The following is a 22,079-nucleotide window of genomic DNA, read 5'->3' as shown; positions in this document are numbered from 1 at the left end:
ATTATGTTTTTCTTCTTTTTTCTAAAAGATCACGGTTTTCAATCGGATTTTCTTTCGATGCCAAGGCATCATCAATCTTTTGGATATAATCCAAAGAGTCATCAATAAAGAAAGTCAAATTCGGCACTTTACGCAATTGCAAACGTACCCTTTGCGATAAATCGTGTTTGATTAATTTGGTATTCGATTTAATTCCTGCCAAAGTTTCGGCTGCTTTTTCCTGAGGGAAAATGCTTAAATGTACTGTCGCTACAGACAAATCTGTCGTCACGCTAACCTTGGATACCGAAATCACTAAATTTGAAACTCCGTTTTTTCTCACTTCACCTTGCAGAATATCCACCAAATCTTTTTGGATTACCCCGCCTATTTTTTTCTGTCTATTTGTTTCCATGGCGCAAAAATACGATTTTTAAGTTTCAAAGTTTTTATCTTTGTATAAATATTAAGGAGCGAAAAGCTTGGGCTTCTCTATTTATCCTATTCCTGCTGTCCGCTATATCTTTTTCTTTTTGACAGCAAAAAGAAAAAGGATACCGCTCCCATCAGGGCTAAAAGAGGAATTGTCCGCATACTTTTAAATTTTTGAAATAAAAAACAATGAGAAAAATAGAACATATAGGAATAGCCGTAAAAGATTTAGAAGTATCCAATTTAGTTTTCGAAAAACTCTTCGGAGCACCATCCTATAAACAAGAAGAAGTTGCCAGTGAAGGCGTAAAAACTTCGTTCTTCATGAATGGTCCCAATAAAATAGAACTTTTGGAAGCCACAAATCCGGAAAGTCCCATCGCAAAATTCATAGAAAAAAAAGGAGAAGGTATTCATCACATCGCTTTTGATGTTGAAGATATCATCTCAGAAATTGCCCGTTTAAAGTCAGAAGGATTTATCGTTCTAAACGAAATTCCCAAAAAAGGAGCCGACAATAAATTAGTGGCTTTTCTTCATCCCAAAAGTACGAATGGCGTTTTGATAGAGTTGTGTCAGGAAATAAAGTAGTCTGATTCTGACTGTAATAATCTAATAATCAAATATCCCGAAAATAGATGAAGCTAAAAAGCAAAAAACATTTGGAGTGAACCAAAAATAGTAGTAATATTGCAACCTCATAACCGGTCCTATAGCTCAGCTGGTTAGAGCACCTGACTCATAATCAGGTGGTCCCTGGTTCGAGCCCAGGTGGGACCACAAAAAAGCCTTTCAAGCAATTGAAGGGCTTTTTCTTTTTCTTGAAAAATAAAAATTTAATTCAAGAAGCAACTTTATGTTATATAATATTTTATATTGCATTAAATTCAGGAACAAATTGTAAATTTGTTATGATTTGATTTTAGAAAAACCCCATTCAAAATTAAAATCGGTTTAAGTGAGGGAAATTATCGTTTAACGGCAGTATTTTGTTAAATTTTGCTATAATTTTGATTTTTTTGTTATTTTTTTTTGTAAAAAAGAATTTTTATTTACTTTTGCACACTATGAAAATTGCGTTTAATAATATTTTAATTACTTTGTTCATGTTATTTACATGCGCATTTGGCTATGCTGCTCCCGGAGGGCCACCACCACCATTGCCGCCGCCGCCGCCTGGACTCCCGGTTGACGGGGGAATTGTTCTTTTGTTGCTTACATCAATAACATACGGTCTTTATAAATTATATCAGTTTAATATCAATAAAAAAAATCCAGTCTAGACTGGATTTTTTTTATTGATACGATAGTTACTTATCTTAAGGAATATAATTTAGACACATATTTTCCTACAACATCAAATTCTAAATTTATTTTTGTTTCAATTTCAAAATTTTTAAAATTGGTGTGTTCATAAGTATACGGAATTATTGCCACGCTAAATTCATTTTTCAAAGAATTTACTACTGTTAAACTTACTCCATTGATAGTTATTGATCCTTTTTCTATAGTAAGATTGTTTAACTCAGGATCGTATTCAAATGTATAATACCAACTGCCACCGGCTTCTTTTATTGATTTGCAAATTCCAATTTGATCCACATGACCTTGAACAATATGTCCGTCAAGTCTGTCGCCAAGTTTCATGGCTCTCTCCAGATTCACTATGTCGCCGGTTTTCCACTCGCCTAAATTCGTTTTATCGATAGTTTCTTTTATGGCTGTAACCGTATAATTGTCTTGAGCAATAGAGACTACCGTTAAGCAGACTCCGTTATGAGCGACGCTTTGGTCTATTTTTAATTCATTGGTGATTGATGATTCTAAAGTAATGTGCAGGTTCTCTTTTTCTTTTACAATTAGTTTAATTGTTCCCAGTGTTTCAATAATTCCAGTAAACATACTTTTAAAGTTTAACAACAAAAATAATTTATAAAAATGAATAATACTAATATACTTTTAAAACTAAAAAGATAATTGGTTCTTTATTATAATAAAAAAATTACGGGTCAATTGGCTCTCTTTTTTTTAAGTCTAAGAAGTAAAATGGCATGGTCGGATTCGACTATGGTAATGAAATAGACAGTAATATTGAATTGGGATATTTTAATGTACTATTAAGACTGCGAAGTATAGTATCGGTTTGCGAATCATAAATAATGCAATACAAGTTTTTTTAATAAAAAAATTTATACGAATTTTTTTTAAATTTAGTAAGAAGCGTAGTCTGCCAAACACTTAGATATTTTTTGATTACTTTTGACGTAAAATTACGGAATCTGATCCTTTTGAGATCCCACACCTTAAATTTGCATAATTGAAATAGTTTTATGAAAAATCTTTACCTTCTTTTAGTATTAATTTCATCTTCCTTATCTGCCCAGTTTGCCTGGACGCCTATTCCTTCTATAGCAGCTAATTTGAATGGACAGCGTTTTGACGATGTTTTTTTTCTTAATGAAAATCTAGGGTGGGCGGCCAATGGATATTACGCAGCAGTATATAAAACAACAGATGGTGGCGCAACATGGATTCAGCAAGTAACCGGCGCGACTCTAGGAGGCAGTCATTATTTTAGAAACATCGAATTTCTCAATGAAAATATTGGGTTTTTAGGAACTCTGAATGGAAAATTTTATAAAACTGTAAACGGTGGAACCACTTGGAGTCTTGTAACTAATTTTTCAACTAATCCTGCTGCTATTTGTGGTTTAGATGCTGTGGGGACTTCTACGATTTATGGTTGCGGTGCCTACTTTTCTCCGGCTTATATTATAAAATCCACAGACAGCGGAAACACTTGGCAATATATTAATATGGCTGCTTATGCCAGCGCATTAGTCGAAATATACTTTATAAATGAAAACGTAGGGTTTGTTTCCGGGAAGAATGCAAATGGGGCGGTAATTTTAAAAACAATTGACGGAGGCCTTACATGGGCCACTTTGTACAACGGATATATTCCGGGCCAAATGGTATGGAAACTTCAGGTTTTGTCGGGTAATACAAATGTAATTTTCGGGTCAGTAGAATCGGTTTCTCCAAACCCGGGAAGGTTGGTGAAATCTGTCGATGGGGGGTTGAACTGGATTTCGAAAGTTGCTCCGGAGGTAGATATTCAGGCAGTTGGGTTTGTTTCTGAAAATCATGGATGGATGGGTGGCCATAATACTGGGTTTTACGAAACCATAAACGGAGGTGATACTTGGGTTAATACTGGCGTAGGAAGTAATTTAAACAGGATATTTTTTGTAGGCAACATTGCCTATGCTTCCGGCACAACCATATATAAATATAGTGATCCAAATTTATCTGTAGCTGACTTTGAGGAACACGCAAGAGTACCGTTGGATATTAAAATATCTCCAAACCCAGTTAAAGACAAACTGAACATAAAAATAGATTTTTTAGCGAGCGATCATGTCGTTATTGAATTATATTCCAGTTCCGGTCAATTAATAAAGAAACTAATGAGAGATACAATAGACACTATGTCTACAAAAAATTACACCTTTGATTTTTCTTACCCTAGCGGAACTTACATAATAAACTTCCATACCAATACCGGAAGACAATCTGTAAAAATTATAAAATAACGATAACTTAAGATTACTTTCAGAGTTATTGGTGAAAGTTAGGAGTTTATTTTACTAAATTTGCACTTCAAAATTAGCAATAAATAACCATGGTGAAAAAAGCAGAAAATATAATCGTTGGAATTTCAATCGGAGATTTAAACGGTATTGGAAGCGAAGTTATACTGAAAACTTTCGAAGATTCTCGAATGTTAGAATTCTGTACACCAGTTATTTTTGCCAATGTAAAAATACTTTCTTTTGTAAAAAAGAACTTCGAATCGACTGCAGTACTTCACGGAATTGATAAATTAGATCAGATTCTTCCGGGAAAAATAAATGTACTGAATGTTTGGAAAGAAGGAATCGATTTGAATTTTGGTGTCAATGATGAGAAAGTTGGTAAATATGCTATAAAATCCTTTGTGGCGGCAACAAAAGCTTTGAAAGAAGGACAAATAGATGTTTTGGTAACGGCACCAATAAATAAATACAATATTCAATCAGAGGAATTTAAATTTCCGGGACATACCGATTATTTAGATCAGGAATTAGAAGGAAATGCATTGATGCTGATGGTTCAAGACAACTTGAGAGTGGGTTTGCTGACTGACCATGTTCCGGTGAATGAAGTTGCTTCTCATCTTACAGAAGATTTAATCAAGCGAAAAATCGAAACCGTAAAACAATCCTTAATTCAAGATTTCAGCATTAACAAACCAAAAATTGCCGTTTTAGGATTCAATCCTCATGCAGGGGATAACGGCGTTATTGGTAAGGAAGATGAAGAGATTATAAAACCAACCATCAAAAAATTATTCGAAAAAGGAACAATGGTTTTCGGACCTTATGCCGCCGATGGTTTTTTTGGAAGCAATCAATATGAAAAATTTGATGCGGTTATTGCAACCTATCACGATCAGGGGTTAATTCCATTTAAGACCTTGTCTTTTGGGAAAGGAGTAAATTATACAGCGGGTTTAAATAAAATCAGAACATCACCAGATCATGGAACTGCTTATGATATCGCCGGAAAAGGAATTGCAGATTACAATTCATTTAAAGAAGCAGTTTTTTTGGCATTAGACATCTATAATTCCAGAAATGAGTACGCTGAGATCAGTAAAAAGCCACTAAAAACAAAAGAAAAGTAGTTGTAAACAAAAAAATGTTGATAACGCTTTTGATATTACGATAATTTTATATCTTTGCACCCCGAAGTTTCGGGACAAATTGTTGTTAGGATGAAACAGTTAAATGAATTTTTAATTCCTTTTGTAGGATTAAAGTTAGGGAAACACCAGTTTGAATATCAAATAAATAAAGCTTTTTTTGACAGCTTTGATTATGATGATTTTGAAAGTTCAGACATCAAGGTTAATGTGGTTTTGGATAAAAAAAGCACATTACTGGAGCTGAATTTAAAGCACAAAGGAACAGTTCATGTACCTTGTGACCTGACTAGCGAAATGTTTGATTTACCAATAAAAGGGAATGTCAAATTAATCGTTCAATTTGGAGAGGCTTATAATGATGATAATGATGAATTGTTGATTTTGCCTCACGGGGAACATCAAATAGACATCTCACAAATCATTTACGAGATGATTGTTTTGTCAATCCCTCTGAGAAGAGTTCATCCAGGGGTAAAAGATGGGACTTTGGATTCCGAAGCACTCAAAAAGCTGAATGAATTAAGAGTTGAAGAAGAAAAAGTAGAAAAAAGTAAAGAAGACGAAAATATTGACCCACGGTGGGACGAATTAAAGAAACTATTAACGGATAAATAATATAGTAAAATGGCACATCCAAAGAGAAAAATCTCGAAAACAAGAAGAGATAAGAGAAGAACACATTATAAAGCTACAGTTGCTCAAATCGCAACATGTCCTATAACAGGAGAAGCGCATTTATACCACAGAGCTTACTGGCATGAAGGTAAAATGTACTATAGAGGACAAGTTGTTATTGACAAGCAAGTTGCTGTCGCATAATACATTATAGTAATCGAAAGATAAACTCTCACCACGTGAGAGTTTTTTTTGTTGCTTTAAACTTTAGTGCTAAATAAGCACGTTCAAAACATTTAGGTTTAGAAATTTTTTTGTAATTTCAACAACTTTTCGATACAAGTATCAGGAAAGAAAATAAGCAAACCCTATGAATAGAATCACAGCCGCAATCACTGCTGTCGGAGGCTATGTGCCAGATTTCGTACTCTCCAATAAACTCCTGGAATCAATGGTGGAAACCAACGACGAATGGATTACTTCCCGTACCGGAATCAAAGAAAGAAGGATTCTCAAAGGAGAAGGAAAAGGAACTTCTTATCTTGCAATAAAAGCAGCGCAAGATTTATTAAAAAAAGGCAATATTGACCCGAAAGAAATCGATTTAGTATTGTTGGCAACCACAACGCCAGACATGCCAGTTGCAGCAACAGCAGTTTTTGTTGCCACACAAATTGGTGCCGTAAACGCATTTGCCTATGACCTTCAGGCTGCATGTTCCAGTTTTTTATACGGAATGTCAACCGCTTCAGCCTACATTGAAGCAGGACGATACAAAAAAATATTATTGATTGGAGCCGACAAAATGTCTTCTATAATTGATTATACCGACCGAGCCACTTGTATTATTTTTGGAGATGGAGCAGGAGCAGTTTTGTTTGAACCCAATTATGAAGGACTTGGACTTCAAGATGAATTTTTAAGATCTGATGGAATCGGAAGAGATTATTTAAAAATTGATGCCGGAGGTTCTATTTTGCCAGCATCAAAAGAAACTGTGGAGAATCGTCAGCATTATGTTTTTCAAGACGGAAAAACGGTTTTTAAATATGCAGTTAAAGGAATGGCTGATGTAAGTGAAAAAATAATGGATCGAAATAATCTTACTAAAGATAATGTAGATTGGTTAATTGCACATCAAGCCAATAAAAGAATCCTAGACGCTATAGCCAGCAGAATGGATTTGGATGAATCTAAAGTGTTAATCAATATTGAAAAATACGGAAACACCACTTCAGCAACGCTACCATTGTTACTGTTCGATTTCGAGAAAAAATTCAAAAAAGGAGATAATTTAGTATTTGCCGCATTTGGTGGAGGATTCACATGGGGATCTATTTACCTGAAATGGGCGTACGACAAAAAATAAACTAACCCAAACACAAATATTATGGATTTAAAAGAAATTCAAAACCTAATCAAATTTGTAGCAAATTCAGGAGTTGCCGAAGTAAAACTGGAAATGGATGACGTAAAAATCACCATCAGAACAACCTTAGAGGGGAATACACCAGAGATTACTTATATGCAACAAGCACCGGTTTCTCATGCTTTACCTCAAGTGGCCACTACACAAGCATTGGTTCCTGTAGCTGCTCCAGTTGATGAAAATTCAAAATATATTACGATAAAATCTCCAATCATTGGAACATTCTATAGAAAACCATCTCCAGACAAACCTGTTTTTGTTGAAGTTGGAAGTACAATCGGAAAAGGAGATGTTCTTTGCGTAATTGAAGCAATGAAATTATTCAACGAAATTGAATCTGAAGTTTCAGGTAAAATTGTAAAAATTCTTGTTGATGATATGTCACCAGTAGAATTTGATCAGCCTTTATTCCTAGTAGATCCATCATAAAGAAATTTTAAATAGTGAATTTTGGATGATGAATTAGTGTTTGTCATTCAAAGATTTTAAAATTTATCATTCAAAATTTAAATTTTCAACAGATGTTTAAAAAAATATTAATTGCAAATAGAGGAGAGATTGCACTTCGCATCATCAGGACTTGCAAAGAAATGGGAATCAAGACAGTAGCAGTTTATTCTACGGCAGATGCTGAGAGTCTTCATGTTCGTTTTGCTGACGAAGCCGTTTGTATCGGTCCGCCTCCGAGCAACTTGTCTTATTTGAAAATGTCAAGTATCATTGCAGCTGCAGAAATTACTAATGCAGATGCCATACATCCAGGTTATGGTTTTCTTTCTGAAAATTCAAAATTCTCTAAAATCTGTCAGGAACACGGGATTAAATTTATCGGAGCTTCGCCAGAAATGATCGACAGAATGGGAGATAAGGCTTCCGCGAAATCTACTATGATAGAAGCTGGTGTTCCTTGTGTTCCAGGGTCAGTTGGAATTTTGGAATCTTACGAACAAGCAAAACAACTTTCTAAAGAATTCGGTTATCCAGTAATGCTAAAAGCAACTGCAGGTGGTGGAGGAAAAGGAATGCGTGCCGTTTGGAAAGAAGAAGATTTATTGAAAGCTTGGGAAGATGCCCGTCAGGAATCAGCTGCAGCTTTTGGAAATGACGGAATGTACTTAGAGAAACTAATCGAAGAACCACGTCATATTGAAATCCAAATTGTTGGAGATTCTTACGGAAAAGCATGTCACCTTTCTGAAAGAGATTGCTCTGTTCAAAGACGTCACCAAAAACTAACGGAAGAAACGCCATCTCCATTCATGACTGACGAATTACGTCTGAAAATGGGTGAAGCTGCTGTAAAAGCCGCAGAATATATTAAATACGAAGGAGCAGGAACGGTAGAATTTTTGGTTGATAAACACAGAAATTTCTACTTCATGGAAATGAATACCCGTATTCAGGTAGAGCATCCAATTACAGAACAAGTTATTGATTATGATTTAATTCGTGAGCAAATTATGGTAGCAGCGGGGATTCCTATTTCAGGGAAAAACTATTTGCCACAATTGCATGCTATCGAATGTCGTATCAATGCCGAAGATCCATATAATGATTTCCGTCCTTCACCAGGAAAAATTACGACTTTGCATACTCCAGGAGGACATGGTGTGCGTTTAGACACGCATGTTTACTCAGGGTATTCCATTCCTCCTAATTATGACTCGATGATTGCAAAGCTGATTACAACAGCGCAAACACGTCAGGAGGCCATCAATAAAATGAAAAGAGCTTTGGATGAATTCGTTATTGAAGGTATTAAAACTACCATCCCTTTCCACAGACAATTAATGGATGATCCTCGTTATGTAGCGGGAGATTATACTACTGCGTTTATGGATACTTTTAAAATGAACGATCCAGTATAATATAAAAAAAGCCTCACTGAAAAGTGGGGCTTTTTAATTTTAGATGATAATATAAATAAAAAATCCCGAAAATAACTTCGGGATTTTTCTATTAGTAAGAAGAAATTAAACGCCTAATTTTTTAGCTATTACAGCTGGAACCGCGTTTTTATGAATCATGATTGCGGTAGTTTTGTATTTTACAAACTCTTTGGTCATAAACAGATATCCTTTGTAATCGTTTGTTGCTCCCCAGGAATTCTTTACGATATAATATTCTTTACCGCTTTGGTCTTTTGAAATACCTACAATGTGCATTCCGTGATCATCCGTTGTGGTGTAATTATCAAATGCTTTTTGACGCATTTCTTCAGTTACTACCATTTCGTTTTTAGGACCGTTAAACAGGTCGGCCTTTTCTTCGGCAGTCATTGTATCATGCTTTTTTTCAGGAACAAAGGCGACACCATTTTTCCAGCTGAAACTTTTTTCGCTTACATCTCCGGCCCAAGCAACAGTATAGCCGTTTTTCAATCCATTATCAATGATTTCAGTAAGTTCATTTATTTTTACATTATACACTTGGTCATAAGACCAGTTGTCCGGAACCAATAAAGTGAATTTAGAATAATAAGGATATTCCTGTAATGAAGAAATTTCTAAATAATCATTAGCATTAATGCCAACTACTTCTTTTGCAAAAGTTTCCGGAGTATATTTTTTTCCGTTGTACTCGAAAGATTTTGGCACTTCGCCTAAATAAGAATCGATTACGGCAGTATAAGCTTTTTCCCAGTTTGGCGTTAATTCTCCATTTGGATTTTTAACTGTTGCAGCCAAAACGGCTTCCATTATTGCGGCCATTTCTGAAAATTTATTTTTATCAGTTCCGTAATTTAAACCTGTATAAACCATTTGTGGCACAGCACCATATTTTTTATACATGTTCATCACATCATGAAAAGCTCCCCCGTCACCTAAAGTTACCGCACCATGCATGCGAACATAAATCCTTCCTTTTTCTACATAAGCATTACGTGCTGAGAAAATTTGGGAAAGCTCGACTGGTTTTTTACCCATTCGAATCATTTCAGATTCTAGGAAAGAATTGGCCGAATAACTCCAACAAGTTCCTGATGAACCTTGGTTTTTTACCGAAGTATTTTCCAGATTGATTACATCAGTAAATTTAAAAGCCGCTTTGCTATTGTCGCTGGCATTTACTTTTAGGGAATTCACTAAGTTATCTTGTGCGAGACTGGCACTCATACCTACAAATAATGCCGAAGCAATAAGTAATGGTCTTATTTTACATTGATACATTTTTTTTGGTTTTTTGATTTATATATTGGTTTGTTAAATATCAAAATTGTTACACTACGGTTTCAATTTTAACAATAATTTATTTTCTTATAATGTTTCTTTCAGCCATTTGAAAAATTCACGTTGCCAAACTTGCGCGTTTTGTGGTTTTAAGACCCAATGGTTTTCTTCCGGGAAATATACAAATCTGCTTTTGATACCGCGCAATTGTGCCGCCTGAAATGCTTCTTGCGATTGTCCGATGGGTACTCTAAAATCGTTTCCGCCCTGAATGATTAAAATAGGCGTATTCCATTTTTCTACATGACTTGCCGGATTAAAAGTGGTGTAGGTTTTTTTGGCTACTTTATTGTCTTTTTCCCAATAGGCACCACCAAAATCCCAGTTATTGAAGAAAACTTCTTCTGTGGTTCCAAACATACTTTGTGTATTGAAAACACCATCATGGGCGATAAAAGTTTTAAATCGGTTGTTGTGGATTCCAGCCAAATAAAATGCCGAATAACCGCCATAACTCGCCCCAATACAGCCTAATCTTGATTTGTCTACATATTTTTCTTTAGCAACATCGTCAATGGCCGAAAGGTAATCGTCCATTACTTGTCCTCCCCAATCTTTACTGATTTGTTCGTTCCATTCTACACCATGGCCTTGCATTCCGCGACGGTTTGGAGCCACTATAATATAACCTTGTGCCGCCATCATAGATAAATTCCAACGGAAGGAGAAAAATTGTGTCAATGGAGATTGTGGTCCGCCTTGGCAATATAAAAGTGTCGGATATTTTTTATTGGCATCAAAATTAGGAGGAAGAATAACCCAAACCAACATTTTTTTGCCATCGGTTGTGGTTACATATCTTCTTTCTGATTTGCTTAACGCCAAAGATTTATAGGTTGCCGTATTTACGTTTGTCAATTGTTTCCATGTTTTTTTCTTCAAATCATAAGAAAATAATTCTGTTGCATGATGCATGTCGGTTCTGGTCACAATAATTTTGTTTTCAGAAAAACCTACAATGTCATTTGCATCAAATTCACCGTTGGTAACTTGCTTAACAGTAATAGCAATTTTAGTTAAACCTGGAAAATTAACTTCAAATAATTGTTTGGTTCCGTCAATTGGCGCAATAAAATAAACTTTTTTGCCATCAGCACTCCACATAAAACTATCAGCAGTACCATCCCAGTTGGCAGTGAGGTTCATGTTCATGCCTTTGAAACTAACAATGATGTCGTTTTTATCCGCTTCATAACCGTCACGTTTCATTTGCAACCAAGTTAAATCTCCTGATGGAGAAAATTGTGGCGCGGTATCATAGCCTAAGTTTCCTTCGGTTCTGTTAATGGTTTTTCTGGTAGCCAAATTGTATTCGTAAATATCAGTATTGGTAGAAATAGCATATTGCGTTCCTGTTTTTTTCTTGCATACATATAAAATATTTTTACTGTCTGGCGACCAGATATAATCTTCGTCTCCGCCAAAAGGCTTTTGTGGAGAATCGAATGTTTCGCCTTTCAGAATATCTACAGGAATTGCTTTGTCATTCCCGTTACTTTCTTTATAAAAAATATGATTGAATTTTCCTTCGTTCCAAGTGTCCCAATGACGATAATTCAATCCGTTATAAATTTGAACATTAGATTTGTCTAATTCCGGATAAAAATCTTTTCCGTGAACTTTATCGATTTTCACTTCTTCATTATAAACGGTGTATTTCCCGTCTGGAGAAACATTCTTGTCTTTTAAAAGCGTTTTGTAATCGGTAACTTCGGTCGCCTTTCCGCCAATAACAGGTATTGAATAATACTTGGAATCCGATTTATTTTCTTCAACCGAAGGTGTTGAAACTTTATAGACTATATTTTTTCCGTCTTTAGAAATGCCTAGAGCAGTTACTCTTCCCAATTTCCAAAGCAATTCCGGAGACATTACATTTTGTGCTACAACTGCGTTTATACTCATCATCGTTATGGTTAAAAACAATATTTTCTTCATAGTAATAAATAATTTTTTCAAGTCTTAAAAGTAATGATTTTATTCCAAAAAAAAAGCTACCTCAATTGAGATAGCTTTTTAGTATTAATTTTAAAATTATTGTTTAATAAAACGTTTTGTTACTGATGTTTCATTATCGGTAATTTCTAAAATATAGTTTCCTGAATTGATGTTAGAAACATCAATAGAACCATTTGATAATTTACCGCTCATCATTGTTTGGCCTAACAAATTGTATACTTTGAATGTAGCATTTTCAGATACTGAAGACACATTCAATACAGAAGACGTCGGATTAGGATACAATTTGATGTTAGCAGCATTTACAGTTGTTGCAATTTCTTTAGCAGAAGAAGTAATGTTTACGGTGTAATCTTCTACTTGTCCATAAGAGAATGCTTCACATGCCGTCGGAGTTCCGTTGTATTTCATAGAAACTCTCATTCTTGTTGCCCCTAAAGTTGCAGTAGCAGGAATAGTAAATGTTCCGCTAACTGGAGTTGTAGTAGAAGTGGCTTTGGTCCAAACTTGTTCTCCGGCATCTACAAAGTCGCCATCTTTATTATAATCAATCCAAACTGCATAGCCTTCGCTATAAACTGAACCTGTCCAAGAAGGAGTGATTGTGATAGTATTTGAAGTTCCACGAACTGCATTAGTAGATAAAGAAGTAAAATTTTCATATCCGGCAGAACCTGTAGAAGTATTGTTGATAGTTCCTAAAACCACTTTTCCAATTTTTTCATCAGCTGTACTGTTTCCTTGAGAAGTACAATACGTGATTGATGAAGACAGTGTAGTTACATTAACTGTGTTACTTGCAGCTGAAATATTTCCGGCAGCATCTTTCGCTTTCACAGAGAAAGTATACGCTGTTGCGGCAGTTAAACCAGTTACAGCGTAAGAAGTAGTAGTAACGGTTGCTTTCAAAGTGGCTCCTTGGTATACATCATATCCTGTTACACCTACATTATCTGTAGAAGCAGTCCAAGATAAGTTTGTTGTTGTCTGTGTAGTTCCTGAAGCTGCCAATGTTGTTGGGGCCGAAGGGGCAGTTGTGTCAGCAGTACCTGTTACTAAATTTACGGTATAATCTTCCACCTGACCATAGTCAAACGCTCCACATGAAGCAGGAATTGCATTGTATCTCATAGATACTCTCATTCTTGTAGCTCCAGTTGTTGCAGTTGCAGGAACAGTAAACGTACCTGAAACCGGAGTAGTTGAAACAGCGGCATTACTCCATACTAATTCACCTGCATCGGCAAAATCTTTATCGTTGTTGTAATCAATCCAAACCGCATATGCTTCAGCATAAGCAGAACCTGTCCATGTTGGAGTTACTGTAATTGTTGATGCAGCTCCTTTAGTAAGGTTGGTTGAAACTGAAGTGAAATCAGTATAACCAGTACCTCCAGTAGATGCATTGTTGATAGTTCCAATTTGAACTCTTCCGATTAATTCATCAGCTACACTATTACCTTGAGAAGTACAATAAACGGCAGTTGAAGCCAATGTAGTTACGTTAGCGGTATTACTTGAGACCGAAATATTTCCTGCAGCATCTTTTGCTTTAACAGAGAAAGTATAAGCCGTTGAAGCCGTTAATCCAGTTACTGTATAAGAAGTTGTAGTTACCGTAGCTTTTAAAGTCGCACCTTGATAAACATCGTAACCCGTAACTGCAACATTGTCAGTAGAAGCTGTCCATGATAAATTAGTTGTTGTAGCTGTAGTTCCAGAAGCAGCCAATGTTGTTGGAGCTGACGGAGCAGTAGTGTCAGAAACTGGCGCTAGAGTAGTAACATTTACTATATTGCTTGAAGCAGAAATATTTCCTGCAGCATCTTTTGCTTTTACTGAGAAAGTATAAGCCGTTGAAGCCGTTAATCCTGTTACTGCATAAGTTGTCCCTGTTACCGTGGCTTTCAAAGTAGCCCCCTGATATACGTCATAACCAGTTACGGCAACATTATCTGTAGAAGCTGTCCAAGATAAATTGGTAGTGGTTTGCGTTGTTCCTGAAGCTGCCAAAGCAGTAGGCGCCGATGGAGCAACTGTATCAGAAGAACCTGATGTAATTGTAAAGTTAGTATTGGATAGATCAAAGAATATATGATTGGTTCCTTTTACCATGATTCTGTTTGTAGTTCCTGCTGTATTTGGAATAGTTACCGCTTGCGTTCCGTCATTTGGAGTCGCAGCTAATAATGTTGTTGGAAAAGTTAATCCACCATCTGTAGATAATAGGATATCCACATTTGCGCAGTTTACACCATTTGCAGTTGTACCTGCAACAGCCCAAGTAATAGTTTGTGAAGTTCCGCCAACATAAGATACGGCTGTATTTGGAGCGCTTACAGTAAATGGTCCCGCTGTAGCATTAACAGTTATAATCTTATCGTCACTATTGTTTCCTGAACCACCAACTCGGTTATCGCGAACTGTTAATCTGAAATTTAGTGTTCTTGCAACAGAAGATAATGCCTCTACAGTAACTTCTGCACCTGCAGTCGTGGTGGCGCCAGTAAGAACAGAAGACATTTTTGGAAAATATCTTGTTGGTGAAGTTGTAGCAATATAAGATCTGAAATTTACTCCGGTAGTTTTAGTTGCACTTGGCGCGGCAGTAGTAGTTTGAGAATCAAATTGTTCCCAGTTATAAGTTAAAACATCGCCATTAGCATCCGTTCCTGCACCAGTTAACATAAAAGGAGTGCTTTTTGGAATGGTATAATCTAATCCGGCACTTGCAGTTGGAATTGCGTTTCCTGTTGCAGTACTTACAGGACAAGTTTTTGTTTTGATGTTATTTGTAACTTGTTGAATAGTTACGGCATGAAAATAAGCATCTGAATGTGGTTGAACATCTGCTGCTGTAATACCAGCATAACCCATAATTGTAGATCCTGAACCTGGCTCCATGTGAACCCCAGTTCCTTCGTTACCTGTTGTAAATGTATGGTTTCCGCCAAATTGATGTCCCAATTCGTGGGCTACATAATCAATATCGAAATTATCTCCGGAAGGATTACCATCTCCAGGAGAAGTATATCCACTTCCTTTACTGCCATTTGTACAAACACAACCGATACAACCTGCGTTTCCACCGCCTCCGCTAGCACCAAATAAGTGTCCTACGTCATAGTTTGATTCGCCAATAGTTGCAGTTAAATTCGCTTGTAGTTCAGAATTCCAATTAGACATTGAAGCTGCAGCAGAATAAGGATCTGTTGAGCCACTTGTGTAAATTAGTAAATCATTGTTAGCAATTAACACCATTCTTGCAGAAAAATCTTTTTCAAAAACTCCGTTTACACGAGTCATCGAATTATTCATTGCTGCCAATGCTAATGCTTTTGTACCGCCGAAGTAGGTTGTGTACTCTCCGGTGACAGATAATGCTAAACGAAAAGTTCTAAGTAATGCATCATCAGCATTTGGTCTTAATAGTTGTGTGTTGCTAATTTTTGGAGCAACGTTATCAATAACAGTACACTCAAAGTTACTGAAAGAAGCTGTTTTGTCAGATTTTTTATAAACAGCATAAGTAGCCAAATCTGTTGTATAAGGTTCAATAAAAACCGCAGATTTATCAGCACTAAGAACCATTGTTTGTAAACCAAGAGGGGAAACACTAAAGTATATGGAAGATGCAGCGTTTTCAACTCCTTGGCCTACATAAGATTTAATTTCAGGATATCTTGCAGCCAAAGCAGGGTCCATATTAGACAATTCGAAAACATTATAATTTTCCATCACGCCTTCAGCATTTGGAAAAGAAACAATAACACTTGATCGTCTTGAGGTGGCATTTTTCTTCGGAGAATTTACCAAGGCAGATTTTAGTCCATTGATGTCTAATTCATATAATTTTGGACTGGAAAGTTGTGTTTTGTTTGCAGAAACAGTAGAACTGTTTTTTTTAACGGTAGTTTTCCAGAATCCTCCGCCTTGGGCAAAAGAGAAGCTGGTGACTGCAAATAAGGCAATCGAAAGTAATTTATTCTTCATAATTTTTTGGTTTGGTTGGTTTTTTTCGGAAACAAATATAATAAAATTTTGTTAAAATTGACAATTAGCAACTGTTTTTCCTTTTTTATTAAAACAATTATTATTTGATTCACAAAAAAACAAATAATTTTATACTATTTTAATAATTAACTTACATTTAATCTATTGAAGTTTTTATTTTTAACCTAACCGTTATTTATTTACTTTTGAAAATAAAAAACCATGCATTTAAGTTATTGGGAATTAAAAAATTGGTTTACAGATATAGATTTTACAATTGTCGGAAGCGGAATTGTTGGGTTGCATGCGGCCTTACGTTTACGGGAACGGTTTCCAAACAGTAAGATATTAGTATTAGAAAAAGGAATGCTGCCGCAAGGTGCCAGTACCAAAAATGCTGGTTTTGCCTGTTTTGGAAGCCTTTCCGAAATCATCGATGATTTAAAATCACATTCCGAAGAAGAAGTAATCCAATTAATACAAAAACGCTGGCAAGGACTTCAATTGTTACGAAAACGATTGGGTGACGTAACGATAGATTTCAAACCTTATGGAGGTTATGAATTATTTTTGCAAAAAGAGGAGAACACTTATAATGAATGTTTGCAAAAACTGCCTTTCATCAACGAAATCCTAAAACCACTCTTTAAAGCGGATGTTTTTGCTAAAGAAATTGACCGCTTTGGGTTTCATGGAATTCAGGAATACTTGATTTTCAATCCTTTTGAAGCGCAGATAGACACCGGAAACATGATGCAGGCATTGTTGAAACAAGCAGTTTCAAATGACATTTTAATTTTGAATCAGCAAAATGTAACTTCATATCATGAAAAACAAAATGGAGTGGAAGTTGCTTTGGGTGATTTTAGTTTTAACACCAAAAAACTTTTATTCGCGACCAATGGATTTGCCGGTCAATTAACTTCAGGTCAGGTGAAACCCGCTCGGGCACAGGTTTTAATTACAGAGCCTATTTCAAATTTAGACATCAAAGGGACTTTTCATTTAGACAAGGGTTATTATTATTTTAGAAATATTGGCGATAGGGTATTGTTAGGAGGTGGACGGAATTTGGATTTCGAAGGAGAAACAACAACCGAATTTGGTCAGACAGAAATCATACAAAATCAATTAGAACAATTATTAAAAGAAGTAATTTTACCAAATCAGGAATTTACCATCGCCCATCGCTGGAGCGGCATTATGGGATTGGGTTCGAGTAAAAATCCAATTGTGTCACAACTTTCCGAAAATGTGTACTGTGGTGTTCGATTGGGCGGAATGGGAGTGGCAATAGGAAGTTTAATAGGTCAGGAATTAGCAGATTTAGTATAATGGCAACAAGGAAAACAGTTAAAACAAAACAATCTAACAAAAAAGAAACCACCAGTTTTATGGGCAAAATATTTCGTTTTTTATTCAAGGCCATGCTTTGGTTTTTTGCTATTTCAATATTCTTTGTGGTGCTTTTCAAATTTGTCCCGGTTCCTTTTACGCCATTGATGGCGATACGTTTCGTAGAAAATAAAATGGATGGTAAAGAAGTTATTTTCAGTCACGATTGGGAACCTTTGAAAAACATTTCTCCGAATTTACAAAAAGCAGTTATTGCCAGTGAGGATGGCTATTTTTTGAAACATAATGGATTTGATTTTGTCGCCATGCAAAAAGCAATGAAAAGCAATGAGAAAGGCCGAAAACTGAAAGGCGGAAGCACAATATCACAACAAACAGCCAAAAATGTTTTCTTGTGGCAGGGCAGAAGTTATTTGCGTAAAGGATTAGAAGCCTATTTTACCGTTTTAATTGAATTTATTTGGGGTAAAGAACGCATCATGGAAGTCTATTTGAACAGCATCGAAATGGGGAATGGCGTCTATGGCGCCCAAGCAGCTGCAAGGCATTGGTTCAGTAAAGATGCATCGAATCTTTCTGCTCATGAAGCGGCTGGTATTGCTGCTATTTTACCTAATCCAAGGAAATTTAAAGCATCTAATTCTTCTTCCTATATTAATAAAAGAAAGAATAAAATTGTTCGTGTGATGCGATACATTGGAAAATTGGAGTATTAGTTATTCTACAATAAGGAATGAAAAAACAAAAGAATTCCGATATACATAGCAAATAGCTATATTCGCAAAAAAAAAATAATTCTATTTTGAAAAATGTACTCATCACAGGAACTTCCAGTGGTATAGGAAAAGAAACAGCCTTGCATTTTGCTAAAAATGGATGGAATGTCATAGCAACAATGATTTGTCTTGACCAAGGAAAAGCGATTCACGGAATACCGAATATAAGCTGTTATTTGTTAGATGTAACTTCTTCGGAAAGTATTGAATCGGCCAAAGCAAAAATATTAGCAGATCATAAAACCATTGATGTTGTCATAAACAATGCAGGTATTGGTTATAGAAGCTTTGTTGAATTGTCAGATGATTCAAAAATCAATTGTATTGTCGATATTAATTGGTTGGGTGTTGTAAAAGTCTGCCGAGCCTTTATACCTGTTTTTAGAGATCAGGGCAAAGGTCATTTTATTAATATTTCCTCCATTGCTGGTTTGGTAAACTTGCCTTTAGGGAGTTTTTATCATTCGACAAAGCAAGCCGTGGAAAGTTTTTCCGAATGTATGGCGTACGAATTACTTGATTTTAATATTAAAGTGTGTACGGTTCAATTCGGGAATGCCCCAACAAGTTTTCAGGGAAAAGCTACAAATCCGGAACGATATGCAACGGAATCGTATAATAATTTAATGGATAAGATAACAAATCTTCTTTATGGAAAAACGAAGAAAAATAAGAATTTAAAACCGCTTATCACTCAAAAATTATTAGAAATAGCCCAAAATCCTGCTAAGAATTTCAAGAGATACACTATAGGTTTTGATGCAAACCTGATGCGGATTCTTAGGTCTGTTTTAGGATATCAATTGTTTAACAGCCTGATCAGACGGTTTGTATTGAAGTAAAAACAAACCCGATAGTTTTTTAAATTTACACTTTCGGGTTTGAAAATTTATCTAAATATTAAAATTCACTCCCAATATTATATTTCTTCCTATATTAGGAATGCCATCCGTTTTCAAACGGGATAAATGCGAAATATAACTTTTATCAAATAAATTATTGGCATTCAAATTCATATCAAAAGCCATTTTTCCTAATTTCATTTTTCCGCCAAATCCAAGATTAATCAGCGTATAATCATTCGTTTTGGTTTCAAAACCACTCACGTTATCTTGATTAAAAGTGCTTTCAATGTTGATAGTTGCAAATCCGTCTGTCAGCCATTTTTTGATATCAAATTGAGTCCGAATGCTGTTTTTCCATTTGTTTGCCGGGATCAATGGTAAATAATTTCCGTTTTGCTTTTCTCCAATCACGGTTTCAAGACTGCTTTCAAAATGCAACCAATCTAAAGGATGCGGATGAAAATGCAAACCCGCTTCTCCACCATATAATTTGGCATCGTCCTGAACATATTGGTAAACCTCGTTTTCGTCTATAGTTGCTCCGGTTGGCGAAATAAAAATATAGTTGTTGATGTGATTGTAAAATCCATTGGCAAAAAATTCAAAATGATCACTTTTGTATTCCAAATTCAAATCAGTTTGTATATTCTGTTCATTTTTTAAATTGGAATTCCCGATTTCATAACGGTTACTTCCTTCATGAACACCATTCGATGTTAATTCAGCCAGATTCGGAGCTCTAAATCCGGAAGCTACATTCAGACGTAAAGTCAAACGGTCGTCCAAATTGGTTTTGTATCCCAAAGAAGCATTAAAACTATTGAACGTTTTGTCGATGGCTTCAAAATAACCTTCCTCGCTAGGAATTCCGTTTTGTTCGCTTGCAATATTTCGGTTGTCAAAACGCAATCCAGCCTGAATGACATTCGATTTCCACTCATAATTTACTGTTCCAAAAATACCAAAATCATCGGTTGTCGCATCAGGAATCAAAAATTCCTCTCCTGAATTTTTATTGGTTTGATGCATGCCCTGAACACCAACAATAGTTTCAAGTTTACCCCATTTTGGCAAATGGTATTTCAAATCATAATTGAGCGTTTTGAGTTTCATGTGCAAAACGGCGACATCGCTGTCCTCAAATTCGCTTCGGTCATTGGCGATATATCCAAAATCAGCATCCAAAGAAGAATTTTTGAAATAAAAATGATTGTGCAGACTTACAATATGACTAAAAACACCTTGTTTTGGAAATTCCGGGTTCTTGCTTGTCGATTGTTGGGCAACGCCATTTTCAGGAATCCCTAAATCCAGTTTATTGAAATTATAGCGCAGCACACTCGAAAATTTTGAAGTGCCATATTGAATTCCGGTTTTAAAATCGGTTTCGTTATATCGGGTATTCGTCACGCGATTTCCATCTGGAATCTTGTAATCAGAATGGGTGTTGTAACTCCCTCTGATTAAATATTTCCAATTTTCGGTGGATTTTTTTAAGCCTAAAGACGAATTGCTTCCTAAAGTGTTCGAGAACAATTTTTGACTGAAATCACCTTGAAACGTATTGGTTTTAGCAAATTTTTCAGGATTAAAATACAAAACACCACCCAAAGCATCCGAGCCATAAAGCAACGAAGCAGGACCTTTAATCACTTCAACACTCTCGACACCGGCATCGTTCAATCCCAATCCGTGTTCCTCGCCAAATTGCTGATTTTCCAATCGAACACCTTGAGAATAGACCAAAACACGGTTTCCGCTCAAACCCCGAATGACCGGTTTCCCGATGGATGTTCCTGTAGAAATTTGTGAAACGCCGGGTATGGTTGCCAATCCTTCAATCAATGTTGCTGAACCTTTATGTTGCATCGACTTGATGCTTTCGTGTTCTACTTTCATTACATTTTGGGATTGCAATTTGTGGAAAGCGGTAGAAACGATGACTTCATCCATGTGGACCATTTCTTCTTCTAAAGTGGCATCTAAAATGGTTTCTTTTTGTTCAATTAGGATGACTTTGTTTATCGTTTTATAACCTGTTAAAGAAAAAACAATCTTGTTGTTCCCGCTTGGAAGATTGGTTAGATTATATTTTCCGTTTTCATCAGAAGTGGTTTCGGAATGAATTTCGGGAGCTGAAATTTCAACTCCTTTTATCGGTTGGTTGTTGTGATCGGTAATCGTTCCGGAAATGCTGTTTTGCGCATTAAGCAATGCAGAGAACCCTATAAAAAGGGCTGTTATAAATTTTTTCATTGAAACTTTGTTTATTATTAAAAACGAATTATTGCCTCCAAAATAATTTTAGAAGTAATAAGAGATACATTTAAATAATAAAACTAGGTGGGCCACGCAGCGAATAAGAGCTTCCTGAAAAGTATTCAGATGCTTCGGTTGTATGGAAAAAATAAGGGATTTCCTGTTGTTCCGTTTGTAATTTAAAAGTAAAACTGTCAGGAGAAATGAAATTGCTTAAAGTAAATTCGCAAACAAAACAATGATCAAAATCGGTATGATGATGCGTAAATTCTGTTTGGTCAGCATTGTATTTGTGATGGCACTGTTTTTCAGCAAACTGTTTTGCTAAGTGCTCATAGGAATGGAATGATTGAAACAGTATTGAGAACAATACCGCCATCATTAAAGAAAGATTGACTATGACCAGTTTCTTTTTCATTCCTCGCAAATATAGGAAAGCAAATAAGAAAACCGTTT

General features: G+C 35.7%; 19 protein-coding genes and 1 tRNA gene. 13 read left to right on the top strand and 7 right to left on the bottom strand.

Features of this window, described 5'->3' with window-relative positions:
- Position 1: 1 nt before the first annotated feature.
- Entirely contained in the window at positions 2 to 394 is a 393-nt protein-coding gene (gene rbfA / locus VI621_RS02450) for a 30S ribosome-binding factor RbfA (RefSeq protein ID WP_324216807.1), read from the bottom strand.
- Positions 395 to 600: 206 nt separating this feature from the next.
- Here rbfA and mce point away from each other — a divergent pair, with 206 nt between their 5' ends.
- The 3 genes from mce (at position 601) to VI621_RS02435 (ending at position 1,694) form a co-directional block, all read left to right on the top strand.
- Entirely contained in the window at positions 601 to 1,002 is a 402-nt protein-coding gene (gene mce / locus VI621_RS02445; RefSeq protein WP_324216806.1) for a methylmalonyl-CoA epimerase, read from the top strand.
- Positions 1,003 to 1,117: 115 nt separating this feature from the next.
- Positions 1,118 to 1,191 (top strand) — tRNA-Ile (locus tag VI621_RS02440).
- 326 nt (positions 1,192 to 1,517) lie between these two features.
- Positions 1,518 to 1,694 carry a PID-CTERM protein-sorting domain-containing protein gene (locus VI621_RS02435; protein WP_324216805.1) on the top strand — a complete coding sequence of 59 codons (177 nt, stop codon included), beginning with the start codon at positions 1,518 to 1,520 and terminating at the stop codon, positions 1,692 to 1,694.
- Positions 1,695 to 1,725: 31 nt separating this feature from the next.
- Here VI621_RS02435 and VI621_RS02430 read toward each other — a convergent pair whose 3' ends face one another.
- Positions 1,726 to 2,313 (bottom strand): riboflavin synthase, encoded by a 588-nt coding sequence (locus VI621_RS02430; protein WP_324216804.1) that lies wholly within the window; start codon positions 2,311 to 2,313, stop codon positions 1,726 to 1,728.
- Positions 2,314 to 2,741: 428 nt separating this feature from the next.
- Here VI621_RS02430 and VI621_RS02425 point away from each other — a divergent pair, with 428 nt between their 5' ends.
- From VI621_RS02425 to accC, 7 genes are all read left to right on the top strand, one after another.
- The gene (locus VI621_RS02425; protein WP_324216803.1) at positions 2,742 to 4,007 is read left to right on the top strand and encodes a T9SS type A sorting domain-containing protein; all 1,266 of its coding nucleotides are present in this window, start codon (positions 2,742 to 2,744) and stop codon (positions 4,005 to 4,007) included.
- An 89-nt stretch (positions 4,008 to 4,096) separates the two neighbouring features.
- Positions 4,097 to 5,140, top strand: a complete 1,044-nt coding sequence (gene pdxA, locus VI621_RS02420) for a 4-hydroxythreonine-4-phosphate dehydrogenase PdxA (RefSeq protein WP_324216802.1) — start codon at positions 4,097 to 4,099, stop codon at positions 5,138 to 5,140.
- Positions 5,141 to 5,230: 90 nt separating this feature from the next.
- A complete protein-coding gene (locus VI621_RS02415; RefSeq protein ID WP_324216801.1) occupies positions 5,231 to 5,776 on the top strand; it encodes a DUF177 domain-containing protein in 546 nt (181 codons plus the stop codon).
- 9 nt (positions 5,777 to 5,785) lie between these two features.
- Entirely contained in the window at positions 5,786 to 5,980 is a 195-nt protein-coding gene (rpmF, locus tag VI621_RS02410) for a 50S ribosomal protein L32 (protein ID WP_324216800.1), read from the top strand.
- 166 nt (positions 5,981 to 6,146) lie between these two features.
- Positions 6,147 to 7,145, top strand: coding sequence for a beta-ketoacyl-ACP synthase III (locus tag VI621_RS02405; protein ID WP_324216799.1), 999 nt, complete (start codon positions 6,147 to 6,149; stop codon positions 7,143 to 7,145).
- A gap of 21 nt (positions 7,146 to 7,166) precedes the next feature.
- Complete coding sequence (gene accB, locus VI621_RS02400) at positions 7,167 to 7,634, top strand: acetyl-CoA carboxylase biotin carboxyl carrier protein (protein ID WP_324216798.1); 468 nt, start codon at positions 7,167 to 7,169, stop codon at positions 7,632 to 7,634.
- A 92-nt stretch (positions 7,635 to 7,726) separates the two neighbouring features.
- A complete protein-coding gene (gene accC / locus VI621_RS02395; RefSeq protein ID WP_324216797.1) occupies positions 7,727 to 9,073 on the top strand; it encodes an acetyl-CoA carboxylase biotin carboxylase subunit in 1,347 nt (448 codons plus the stop codon).
- Positions 9,074 to 9,178: 105 nt separating this feature from the next.
- Here the strand turns inward: accC and VI621_RS02390 are convergent, their stop codons facing one another.
- The 3 genes from VI621_RS02390 to VI621_RS02380 form a co-directional block, all read right to left on the bottom strand.
- Entirely contained in the window at positions 9,179 to 10,321 is a 1,143-nt protein-coding gene (locus tag VI621_RS02390) for an aminopeptidase C (RefSeq protein ID WP_414655479.1), read from the bottom strand.
- A gap of 141 nt (positions 10,322 to 10,462) precedes the next feature.
- Positions 10,463 to 12,373 (bottom strand): S9 family peptidase, encoded by a 1,911-nt coding sequence (locus tag VI621_RS02385; protein WP_324216795.1) that lies wholly within the window; start codon positions 12,371 to 12,373, stop codon positions 10,463 to 10,465.
- A 96-nt stretch (positions 12,374 to 12,469) separates the two neighbouring features.
- The gene (locus VI621_RS02380; RefSeq protein ID WP_324216794.1) at positions 12,470 to 16,387 is read right to left on the bottom strand and encodes a GEVED domain-containing protein; all 3,918 of its coding nucleotides are present in this window, start codon (positions 16,385 to 16,387) and stop codon (positions 12,470 to 12,472) included.
- Positions 16,388 to 16,609: 222 nt separating this feature from the next.
- Here VI621_RS02380 and VI621_RS02375 point away from each other — a divergent pair, with 222 nt between their 5' ends.
- From VI621_RS02375 to VI621_RS02365, 3 genes are all read left to right on the top strand, one after another.
- Positions 16,610 to 17,722 (top strand): FAD-dependent oxidoreductase, encoded by a 1,113-nt coding sequence (locus VI621_RS02375; protein ID WP_324216793.1) that lies wholly within the window; start codon positions 16,610 to 16,612, stop codon positions 17,720 to 17,722.
- Positions 17,722 to 18,459 carry a monofunctional biosynthetic peptidoglycan transglycosylase gene (gene mtgA / locus VI621_RS02370; RefSeq protein ID WP_414655478.1) on the top strand — a complete coding sequence of 246 codons (738 nt, stop codon included), beginning with the start codon at positions 17,722 to 17,724 and terminating at the stop codon, positions 18,457 to 18,459. Before VI621_RS02375 ends, mtgA begins: the two co-directional genes overlap by 1 nt.
- Positions 18,460 to 18,545: 86 nt before the next feature.
- Positions 18,546 to 19,361, top strand: coding sequence for an SDR family NAD(P)-dependent oxidoreductase (locus tag VI621_RS02365; RefSeq protein ID WP_324216791.1), 816 nt, complete (start codon positions 18,546 to 18,548; stop codon positions 19,359 to 19,361).
- A gap of 51 nt (positions 19,362 to 19,412) precedes the next feature.
- Here the strand turns inward: VI621_RS02365 and VI621_RS02360 are convergent, their stop codons facing one another.
- Complete coding sequence (locus tag VI621_RS02360; protein ID WP_324216790.1) at positions 19,413 to 21,620, bottom strand: TonB-dependent receptor; 2,208 nt, start codon at positions 21,618 to 21,620, stop codon at positions 19,413 to 19,415.
- 70 nt (positions 21,621 to 21,690) lie between these two features.
- Positions 21,691 to 22,041, bottom strand: a complete 351-nt coding sequence (locus VI621_RS02355; protein ID WP_324216789.1) for a hypothetical protein — start codon at positions 22,039 to 22,041, stop codon at positions 21,691 to 21,693.
- Positions 22,042 to 22,079 lie beyond the last annotated feature (38 nt).

The organism is Flavobacterium sp. (assembly GCF_035292545.1).
In the GTDB taxonomy this organism is placed as follows: Bacteria; Bacteroidota; Bacteroidia; order Flavobacteriales; family Flavobacteriaceae; genus Flavobacterium.
Note: the sequence above shows the minus strand (reverse complement) of the source record. Positions and strands in the feature narration are given on the sequence as shown.